This is a genomic window from uncultured Megasphaera sp., from assembly GCF_958350005.1.
Taxonomy (GTDB): Bacteria; Bacillota; Negativicutes; order Veillonellales; family Megasphaeraceae; genus Megasphaera.
Map to the genome: position 1 here is coordinate 1 of NZ_CATWFF010000076.1, position 9,863 is coordinate 9,863.

Below are 9,863 nucleotides of genomic sequence, written 5' to 3' on the forward strand. Positions count from 1 at the left end.
CTTCTATATCTTGGCACATTTTTTGCTTATAATATATGTGAATTATGCTAAAAGGATGTGAATATTATGACACTATCTGCACTACCCATACAGAACATTGAAATGGTTCTGACCAAGTACGTTCGTCCTTCCCTGGCAAACCATCAGGGAAATGTCGTTATCGTCAGCTATGCCGATGGCATTCTGCGTGTTCGTCTAACAGGAAAATGCAGCGGCTGTCCATCTGCTCAGCTGACCACAGAAGAAATTATTGCTCAAACAGTAAAAGAACATCTTCCGCAGATCCAGGACGTCGTCCTCGTAAGCGGTGTCAGTGATGACCTGATCGCTCAGGCAAAAGCCTTACTGCATCATCGTCACAACTAGGAGGCCGCCATGAAAATCGGCATCAAATACTGCGGCGGCTGCAATCCTCGCTACGACAGGACAAAAGAGGTCGAAAAACTGAAGGAACAATTCCCTCAGCATGAATTTACGTATGACCCTGGAAAGGCAGCCTGTGACATATATCTGTTAGTCTGCGGCTGCATGACTGCCTGTGCTACATCGGAAGGGCTGGCTGCACGACGCTTTGTTCAACTCTGTTCTCCTCAGCAGTTTGCTTCCTTTGCCGGAGAACTGTTGACAGCAAACCGTATACCAGAAAAAACAAAAAAACGGACACTCCATGTCGGTGATTCTGCTTCTATGAGTAAAACCTTTACAGACGCTGATATTCAGACCTTTGCGGCTCTAACAGGAGATTACGGAAAGATCCATACCGATTCTTCTTTCGCCGCACAATACGGTTTCGGCCGGCCTGTCGTTCATGGCGTCCTGACGGGCAGCCTCATTTCTTCTGTCATGGGAATGCAGCTTCCCGGTGACGGAACGATTCTCATGGAAGAATCTCTCCGTTTTACAGCACCCGTTTATAGCGGCGATACGATTACAGCTACGGTTACACTCGAAGGTATAACTGAACAGAAACGCTGGTATATTGGCACACTTCGCGGTATCTGTACGAACCAGCACGGTTCCATCGTTGCAGAAGGAACATGCCAGCAGTTAATGACAAAGTCACTTTTTACAATACAGCCATTATCACATAAGGAATAGGTGAACAATTATGACCAATTTAGAAATATATGATAATTTATTTATGCGCAATTTTAAACTTAAGAAAGAAGATCTGCCGGGTCTGAAATACAGAGGTATCAAACAGTGGGATTCCATGGGACATATGAACTTAATGGAAGATATGGAGGATGCGTTCGATATTTCTATTGATACTCCAGACGTGCTGGCTTTCAGTTCCTACGAAAAAGGGCTGGACATTCTCCGAAAATATGGCGTGGATATCTAAGCCGGCTTATGAACCGGCCTGTCTGACCGACCCGCTGACCGAAAGCAACTGCTATATCTTTACATCTCATAACAGGGCCTTGCTTATAGATCCCAATAACAGTGATCTCATTATTCCCTATTTAAAAGAAAAAGAGCTTATTCTTGAAACAATCGTACTGACTCATGAGCACTGCGATCACATTGGCGGGCTCAATACATTGCGGTCTTCCGGAAATGTCCAGGTCATTGCCAGCAAACCCTGCAGCGATGGCATACAAAGTACAAAAATAAATATGACCCGCATGATGGAATCTTATTTATATTTCAAAAGCAACGGAAAACTCCGTGTATCGTATCCCAGGTTTACCTGCCAGCCAGCAGACAGATCGTTTTCAGGTACAAACTACATGTTTTCCTGGCATAACTTTACGTTTCACTGCCTGCTCGTGCCAGGCCATACGCCAGGCAGTACGTGCATTACCGTCAACGGAACAATGCTGTTCTCTGGCGACTACTTCATTCCCGGGGAAGACGTTATTACCCGCCTTCCCGGCGGCGATGAGCAGGCCTATGAACAAATTGGAAAACAGCTGCTTCGCGAGCTTCCCACGCCAATGTGGACCTATCCCGGTCACGGCTTGCCGTTTATCCTGACAGAGGAGGTAAAACAGCATTATGGACTATACTGAATTACTACAGCATTCGCCATACAGCTGGGCACAAGCTGAAAAAGAAGAGCGTAGCCTGCCGCTTCTCCAGGACCTGACAAACTGGCATCGTCAACAATGTCCAAAATACGGGCGAGCCTTAAAGCTTCTAGACCAAGTGCAGGGAGGCTATCCGACGATAGATACGATTCCATTTCTGCCGATTCGTCTGTTCAAACAGCAGTCCCTACAAAGCATTCCGGACAAAGATATCTTCAAAACCATAACCTCGTCAGGTACATCTGGTCAGGGACGATCCTACATCGTTCTGGATGCGCAGACCGCACAAAATCAACAACTGACACTCTATGCCATTATGAAAAGCTTTTTTGGCAAACAGCGGTTACCCATGCTTATCGTCGACGCCCCGTCAGTATTCCGGGATCGGGCTGCCTTTAACGCCCGTGGTGCGGCAATTCTCGGTTTTTCTTTGTTTGCCAAAAAGAAATTTTATGCTCTGACTGACACAATGGATGTCGATATAGCTTCCTTGAATGCTTTTGCCCAATACGCAGAAAAGCAGCCAGTTCTGATCTTCGGTTTTACATTCATGATCTGGAAATATCTGTGTGAAGCACTGAAAACCCAGGGGTATGCCTATGACTTCTCCAATGCCATCGTCCTGCACGGCGGCGGCTGGAAAAAGATGGCCGATCAAGCAGTATCTGCCAGGACATACAAACAGCGGCTTTACGAACAGTTTCATATTCGCCGTGTCCACAACTATTATGGTATGGCAGAGCAAACTGGCTGCATTTACATGGAATGTGAATATGGCCATCTCCATGCCAGCATTTTCTCCGATGTTCTTATCCGAAATCCTGCAGATTTTTCCGTCTGTCCTCCAGGCCAGACGGGAATCATTCAGGTCTTATCGCCTATCGCCGCATCCTATCCAGGTCATTCCATCCTGACCGAAGATATGGGGGCCATAGAAGGAATCGACGACTGTCCCTGTGGCCGCAAAGGGACATATTTCCGTATAATCGGACGTATTCCGCAGGCAGAAATAAAGGGGTGCAGTGATACACATGAATAAAACATATACCATACTGGCTGGGACTATACCAAAAACAGCAAAGCCCATGCCACCATTTTCACCGACAGCAATAACATTTTTACAAGCACTATCACAGAAACTCCTACATCACGGCTGGTCTGATTCCAGTGCAACTTGGGCAGCTCTGGGCTTTTGGCTGCGGTCAGCTCACCTGAAACAGATGGCCAGTACAATCCCTGTATTAAATCGCCGACTAGGCCGAGGCCTGATTTTTCACATTGCACCGGCCAATATGGCGGCCGTCTTTGTCTACAGTCTGGCCATTTCTCTTCTCGCTGGCAACGGCAGTAATATTGTTCGTATATCCCCCCGGCTTGCCAGTCAGATCCAGCCAGTCTGCCAGATTCTACAGAACTTATGGAATCAGCCAGATTTTCAGGAACTGGGACAGTTCAATGCCATCATTTCCTATGAGCATAATCAAAAACTGACTGATACCTTTTCTCTTCGCTGCGACTGCCGCGTCTTATGGGGAGGAGATGAAGCCATTCGGCAGATTCGTACATCACCATTGATGCCGCAGGCCATTGAATTAACCTTTGCAGACCGCTATTCTATCGCTCTGGCAGACAGCGCCTGCATCGCCAATTGCACTGAAGACGAATTAAGAGAATGGGCCCATCGCTTTTACAATGATACCTATGAAGCGGATCAAAACGCCTGCTCCAGTCCACGTCTGCTCTTCTGGCTCACGGAGAATCCAGGTAGCTACGAACAGGCACAGCGTCGCTGGTGGCTGTCCATCGCAGCAGAAAGTCGTAACTATGACTTACAAGCCATAAAAGTAAGCAACAAGTATACTGATGCCTGGTCTTTTGCCATGACAGTACCGCAGCTGAAATCCATACAGCGATTTGATAACAGACTGTATGTCTACACCTTATCCTCACTTCCAGCTGATATTACGCCTTTATCAGGATCATTTGGCCAGTTTTTTCAATATCCGATTGATTCCATCAGTAAAATGACGCCATACTTGGGAAAAAAAATTCAGACGCTTACTACCATAGGGGCAGATCCTGCCATTGTTCGCCAGACCTTGCTGGCTGCTGGCATTATGGGCGTAGATCGCGTTGTGCCTGTCGGGCAGGCCTTGGAAATGAACATTATTTGGGATGGTTTCAATATGATAGAAATGTTGTCCCGAATTATGAATTAGGAGGGATGAGGATGTATTTTTTCGACAGAAATCCTGAGTTTGCAGCACACACCCTGTTCGTAGATGATCAAAACCATTCCATATCATACAGCACCTGGTATAATACAGCAGAGTCCCTGAAAGATATCATAAAACCACGATCACTGGCAGCGATTATCTGCCACAATACGATCGGCTCAGCCCTGGCTTATCTGTCTTGTCTGCAGTGTCGCATTGTCCCTATCCTCATAGACCACGATATGGATGCTGATTTGCAGCATCAGCTTATAAAGAGGTACAGCCCGGCTTATATATTTCGACCTGTTGCCGACAATACCCATCCCCCACTATATACAATGGCTGACTATGGTCTGTACCGTATTGCCCAAGACTCACCTGCACTATATACTGAACTGGCCCTGTTACTGACAACATCCGGCAGCACAGGAAGTCCTAAATTAGTTCGACAAAGCTATGAGAATCTCCAGGCCAATGCCGCATCAATTGCAACATACCTGGACCTGACTTGTGCAGACCGGCCCATATCAACACTGCCTATGCACTACACATTTGGCTTATCCGTTATCAACAGCCATGTACTATGCGGCGCAACAGAGTACCTGACAGAAGCTACTGTATTTGAACCGTCATTTTGGGACTTCTGTAAAAGATCTCATATTACGTCCATTGCCGGCGTGCCTTTTACGTATGAATGTCTGAACCGCCTGCATATAGATACGATGCCACTTCCGGATCTGACGCTTTTCATTCAGGCCGGCGGCAAATTATCAAAAAAACTTCAGGAAAAATATGGTCGCTTTGCTGCTGAAACAGGACGGCGCTTTATAGTCATGTACGGACAAACGGAGGCAACGGCCCGCATGTCCTATCTGCCGGCACAGGACTGCCTGCGTAAGCTCGGCAGTATCGGCATAGCCATTCCCGGCGGCACATTCCATATTATGGACGATGACCATACGGAACTGACAGTTCCCGGCGTCGTAGGTGAATTGTGTTACGACGGCCCCAATGTCACGCTGGGATATGCCCATGCCGCGTCTGACTTATGTCTCGGAGACGAGCGGCACGGCCATTTATGTACAGGTGACATGGCATATCGGGACAGTGATGGCTTCTACTATATTACAGGACGTAAAAAACGATTTGTGAAGATCATGGGAAAACGAGTAAGTCTGGACGAAGTCGAACAGTTGTTCAAAAATGCATTCGCCGATGGAGAATTTGCCTGTACCGGCCAAGATGATGATCTGCGGATATTTACGACGTCTTCCAAATCCACCGATGTACTGGAACAGTTTCTCATGAACAAGACAGGACTCCATCCCAGCTGTTTTTCTATTATTGTCGTACCAGCAATTCCCAAAAATTCATCGGGAAAAATACAGTATACTGAGCTTTTCAATTCCGATTGACCATGGAGGCAGTGTATGAAACAGCAAGTAACGCTAACACAGGAACAAGTACAAAAACTGTCAGTAGGCCAGCTTCAGTCACTGCAGATTCTCAGCATGTCTACTGAAGACCTGCAGGACATGCTGCAAAAAGAATCCGAGGAAAACCCGTTCATGGAATACCGTCCTTCTTCATCCAATGACGGAACGGCAGAATTTTTACACTTCATCGCTGCTCCGGAGCAGGATAAAATAAAAAAGTTCATTCTAGAACAGTTGAATCCCAGTCAGTTCAGCAAGCCAGCCTGGGCACTAATGTCTTATTTGGCACAAGCAGTCGATGAACGCGGCTACCTGACCATATCTGAAGAAGAACTATGTCAGAGAATTCCTCTTCCCGATGGCTTGTTCTCGGCTTGTCTCGCTACGCTGCAATCCCTTGAACCAGCAGGGATCTGTGCTATGTCCGTATCAGACTGCCTTAAGCTGCAGCTGCGTCGACTTCATCGCTGCTCCCCGCTGGCAGAGGCAATTATTGATCAACACCTGGACGATATTGCTGCCGGCCGCCTTCAGACTATCTGCCAAATGCAGAACATTTCAAAAAAAACGCTTTCCCCCATATTACGTCTGATTCGATCGCTGGATCCATCGCCGCTTAAAGGTCTTTTTTCCCACAGTGATGATTATGTCGTCCCTGATGTCATCATCCGCTTAACAGATGATGGCTATGAAACGATACTGAATGATTCTTGGACTGCTTCCTATTCTATAAGCGACTATTATATTCAAATGATGCGACAAACAACTGACCCGGACGTAAAAACCTATTTTCGTCAAAAATATGAACGTTGTTACCTGTTACTGCACAATATTGAACGGCGGCGTCAAACTTTGTGTAAGCTGTCTGATGCCATCTGGAAATGGCAATATGCCTATACGCGCCAATACCATTCCCTGCGGCCCATGACACTCCATGACATTGCCCAGGAAACAGGACTGCACATATCGACTATCAGCCGAGCCATACGGGGAAAATATATACAGACACCCTGGCGGACCTACGCCTTTAAAACTTTATTTCAGGCCCCGCTGGGCAGTAAAAATCGGCCGCTGTCCAAGGAGCAGGTAAAGCTGTCTCTCAAAAAATTCATTGACTCAGAAGATCAATATCATCCTTACAGCGACAGCCAGCTAGCTGCCCTGTTATCCCGTCAGTACAGACAATCTATTTCCCGCCGGGTTATCCAAAAATATCGCAGTCTTCTCCGTATTCCCAGTTCGTACATTCGACGGTTATCCTAATATCACAGCAAATTGTATTGGATTAACATGTGTACTTTCCCAACAGGAAAATACAGTATACAATTAGTATATATTGGCATCCGTTTATATTGGAAAGGAGATTGCATCGTGAAAAGGAAAGAAATCTTTTCAACTGTTTCTGAGGCAGCAGAACAGTTGAATGAGATTATTGAACATTCTTTCGACGGTATTTTTATTACTGATGAACAAGGCAATGTTCTCCGCACAAATCATGCATACGAAGAAATTACAGGGCTGACAAAAAAGGAAGTACTTGGTCAAAATATAGCTACATTAGTTGAAAAGAAACTGATTTCTGAATCGGGCTCTCTTATGGTTATGAGGACAGGAAAGCCTATTACGCTGCAACAGCGATTTCGCTCTGGCAAAGAAGCCCTCATTACCAGCTCCCCGATTACAGACAAAGCAGGAAAACTGGTAATGATCGTTACCAATGTGCGGGATTTGACAGAAATTTATAATTTAAAAGAAACGGTCAAAGAAAAATCACTGGCCATGGAACAGCTACGCCTGCAGCTAGAACACATGCAGACACCTTTATCGGAACAGGAAGTGATCATCAAAGATGAAACGACTCTTGCTTCGATTTTGTTGGCCAACCGCGTCGCCTTCATGGATACGACGGTCATGCTTCTGGGGGAAACAGGCGTCGGAAAAGAAGTAATGGCCCGTTACATTTATCAGCATAGTCAACGGGCGCAGAATAGTTTTATCAAGGTAAACTGCGGTGCCATTCCGGAAACGCTTATTGAAAGTGAACTGTTCGGCTATGAAAGCGGGGCCTTTACCGGCGCTAATCGCACGGGAAAGATTGGCTTGTTTGAGCTGGCTAATAAGGGTACGCTGTTCCTCGACGAAATTGGTGAACTTCCTAAAGATATGCAGGTCAAACTCCTGCGGGCTTTACAGGAACGGGAGATTATGCGCGTTGGCGGCACAAAACCCGTTCATATTGATGTCCGCATAATTGCTGCCACCAACCGTAATCTGGAAGAAATGGTAAAAAACGGTGAGTTCCGACAGGATCTGTATTATCGTCTTACCGTATTTCCCATCGCTATTCCTCCGCTGCGATTTCGCAAGAAAGATATTACTCCATTAGCCCTATCTTTTTTGGGAAAACTAAATAAAAAGTATAATTTTCATAAAGTCTTTGCTCCTCTTTCTATTCGTCTTCTCAATGATTACCATTGGCCTGGCAACATTCGTGAGCTGAAAAACATTGTCGAACGGGCGGTCATTATCAGTGCTCATGATGAAATACAGCCAGAAGAACTGCACATTCTTTATCAGCCGCAGCACTTACAAAATGAACCTTTATCCCCACCGGAACAAATTCTTCCTGAATCTCCCCAAGAAGAGCTTCCTGCAGATCTTGACAAGACCTTGGCAGATATTGAATATACCTACCTCACCAGAGCCTACGAGCAGTATGGAAATGTCCGTGATGCCGCCAGAGCCTTAGGTATTACACCATCTACCTTTGTTCGGCGCCGCAAACGTCATACAGAGGCAGCAGAACCATCATGACTCATGCATTCTCATTTATTGACATATGTCATATATGATTTTATAATGGACGTAATGGGATGCGAAAGGGGGTATGTCTATGCCGAGACCGCCGCGGTGCCGCCGCGTATGTTCCCTGCCTGCAGCCGGGGAATTTGCGCCGCCAGACTGTACAGCCAATACGGCTGCCGTCGTCATGACCGTCGATGAATACGAAGTAATCCGCCTCATCGATCTGGTCGGTCAGACACAGGAACAGTGTGCCGTCCAGATGAATGTATCGCGTACGACAGTTACCGGTATTTACGATACGGCACGGCGAAAGCTGGCCGATGCCCTCGTCCATGGAAAACGCCTTCTCATCGAAGGCGGTCCTGTCCAAATCTGCGAACATGCCGCCTCCTGCTGCCATACGGGCTGTCAGGACCGGGCATGTCATCCAAAGGAGAATGATAACTTATGAGTGAATCTTGTACCCATGACTGTTCCAGCTGCGGCAGCAGCTGTGCCAGCCGTACGGAACCACAGAGCCTGCAGGCCAAGCCCCATGCCGGCAGCCATGTCAAACACGTCATTGCCGTCATGAGCGGCAAAGGCGGCGTAGGCAAATCGCTGGTTACGTCCCTCATGGCAGTCCAGATGCAGCGCCGCGGCTTTAAAACAGCCATTCTCGACGCCGACATTACGGGCCCGTCTATTCCCAAGGTATTCGGCATTACGGCCCATGCCACGGGAGATGAAAAAGGGATCTTCCCCGTTGCTACCAAGACGGGCATCAAAGTCATGTCCATGAACCTGCTCCTGGAAGACGCCGCTTCGCCAGTCGTATGGCGCGGGCCCGTCATTGCCGGTGCAGTTAAACAGTTCTGGACCGACGTCGTGTGGGGCGATATTGACTACATGTTCGTCGATATGCCGCCGGGAACGGGCGACGTACCGCTGACAGTCTTCCAGTCTCTGCCAGTAGACGGCATCCTCGTCGTCACATCGCCGCAGGAACTGGTATCGCTCATCGTCGAAAAGGCTCTGAAAATGTCGGAAATGATGCATGTCCCCATTCTCGGCCTCATCGAAAACATGAGCTACTTCGAATGTCCTGACTGCCATACGCGCCATGAAATCTTCGGCCCCAGCCACGTCGAAGCATCGGCGCAGAAATACGACATTCCCCATACAGCCAAGCTCCCTATTGACCCCAACTTTGCTGCATACTGCGACAAAGGCGACATCGAAAGCTACGAATCGGACAACCTGTCTGACACGGCGTCCTTCCTGCAGGGCGTATTAGGGGACTAAGTACATAAAAAGCCAAGAGCGCACAGATTCTGCTCGAGTCTGTACGCTCTTTTTTCGTGTATTCCACATTATACCAGGGTGCCGGGAAG

The 9,863-nt window shown here is 47.4% G+C and carries 11 protein-coding genes; all 11 read left to right on the forward strand.

The features are described from left to right. Positions 1-66 precede the first annotated feature (66 nt). The 11 genes from Q3886_RS05835 (at position 67) to Q3886_RS05885 (ending at position 9,774) form a co-directional block, all read left to right on the forward strand. Complete coding sequence (locus Q3886_RS05835) at positions 67-366, forward strand: NifU family protein (protein WP_301860248.1); 300 nt, start codon at positions 67-69, stop codon at positions 364-366. A gap of 9 nt (positions 367-375) precedes the next feature. After that, on the forward strand, positions 376-1,098 hold the full coding sequence (locus Q3886_RS05840; protein WP_301860249.1) for a MaoC family dehydratase: 723 nt from the start codon (positions 376-378) through the stop codon (positions 1,096-1,098). A 10-nt stretch (positions 1,099-1,108) separates the two neighbouring features. Further along, positions 1,109-1,345, forward strand: a complete 237-nt coding sequence (locus tag Q3886_RS05845) for an acyl carrier protein (RefSeq protein WP_301860250.1) — start codon at positions 1,109-1,111, stop codon at positions 1,343-1,345. Next, on the forward strand, positions 1,329-2,015 hold the full coding sequence (locus Q3886_RS05850; RefSeq protein ID WP_301860251.1) for an MBL fold metallo-hydrolase: 687 nt from the start codon (positions 1,329-1,331) through the stop codon (positions 2,013-2,015). Before Q3886_RS05845 ends, Q3886_RS05850 begins: the two co-directional genes overlap by 17 nt. Next, positions 2,002-3,072, forward strand: coding sequence for an acyl-protein synthetase (locus Q3886_RS05855; protein WP_301860252.1), 1,071 nt, complete (start codon positions 2,002-2,004; stop codon positions 3,070-3,072). Before Q3886_RS05850 ends, Q3886_RS05855 begins: the two co-directional genes overlap by 14 nt. Then, positions 3,065-4,252, forward strand: coding sequence for an acyl-CoA reductase (locus Q3886_RS05860; protein WP_301860253.1), 1,188 nt, complete (start codon positions 3,065-3,067; stop codon positions 4,250-4,252). Before Q3886_RS05855 ends, Q3886_RS05860 begins: the two co-directional genes overlap by 8 nt. An 11-nt stretch (positions 4,253-4,263) precedes the next feature. After that, the gene (locus Q3886_RS05865; protein ID WP_301860254.1) at positions 4,264-5,664 is read left to right on the forward strand and encodes an AMP-binding protein; all 1,401 of its coding nucleotides are present in this window, start codon (positions 4,264-4,266) and stop codon (positions 5,662-5,664) included. Positions 5,665-5,679: 15 nt separating this feature from the next. Further along, complete coding sequence (rpoN, locus tag Q3886_RS05870) at positions 5,680-6,948, forward strand: RNA polymerase factor sigma-54 (RefSeq protein WP_301860255.1); 1,269 nt, start codon at positions 5,680-5,682, stop codon at positions 6,946-6,948. A gap of 108 nt (positions 6,949-7,056) precedes the next feature. Next, positions 7,057-8,499, forward strand: coding sequence for a sigma-54-dependent Fis family transcriptional regulator (locus Q3886_RS05875; RefSeq protein ID WP_301860256.1), 1,443 nt, complete (start codon positions 7,057-7,059; stop codon positions 8,497-8,499). Positions 8,500-8,572: 73 nt separating this feature from the next. Beyond that, a complete protein-coding gene (locus tag Q3886_RS05880) occupies positions 8,573-8,941 on the forward strand; it encodes a DUF134 domain-containing protein (protein WP_301860258.1) in 369 nt (122 codons plus the stop codon). Beyond that, entirely contained in the window at positions 8,938-9,774 is an 837-nt protein-coding gene (locus Q3886_RS05885; RefSeq protein ID WP_301860260.1) for an Mrp/NBP35 family ATP-binding protein, read from the forward strand. Before Q3886_RS05880 ends, Q3886_RS05885 begins: the two co-directional genes overlap by 4 nt. Positions 9,775-9,863: the final 89 nt, after the last annotated feature.

Coding starts and splice junctions, on each gene's coding strand:
- Q3886_RS05835 (WP_301860248.1), top strand. CDS start 67: ATGACACTATCTGCACTACCCATACAGAACATTGAAATGGTTCTGACC.
- Q3886_RS05840 (WP_301860249.1), top strand. CDS start 376: ATGAAAATCGGCATCAAATACTGCGGCGGCTGCAATCCTCGCTACGAC.
- Q3886_RS05845 (WP_301860250.1), top strand. CDS start 1,109: ATGACCAATTTAGAAATATATGATAATTTATTTATGCGCAATTTTAAA.
- Q3886_RS05850 (WP_301860251.1), top strand. CDS start 1,329: ATGGCGTGGATATCTAAGCCGGCTTATGAACCGGCCTGTCTGACCGAC.
- Q3886_RS05855 (WP_301860252.1), top strand. CDS start 2,002: ATGGACTATACTGAATTACTACAGCATTCGCCATACAGCTGGGCACAA.
- Q3886_RS05860 (WP_301860253.1), top strand. CDS start 3,065: ATGAATAAAACATATACCATACTGGCTGGGACTATACCAAAAACAGCA.
- Q3886_RS05865 (WP_301860254.1), top strand. CDS start 4,264: ATGTATTTTTTCGACAGAAATCCTGAGTTTGCAGCACACACCCTGTTC.
- rpoN (WP_301860255.1), top strand. CDS start 5,680: ATGAAACAGCAAGTAACGCTAACACAGGAACAAGTACAAAAACTGTCA.
- Q3886_RS05880 (WP_301860258.1), top strand. CDS start 8,573: ATGTCTATGCCGAGACCGCCGCGGTGCCGCCGCGTATGTTCCCTGCCT.
- Q3886_RS05885 (WP_301860260.1), top strand. CDS start 8,938: ATGAGTGAATCTTGTACCCATGACTGTTCCAGCTGCGGCAGCAGCTGT.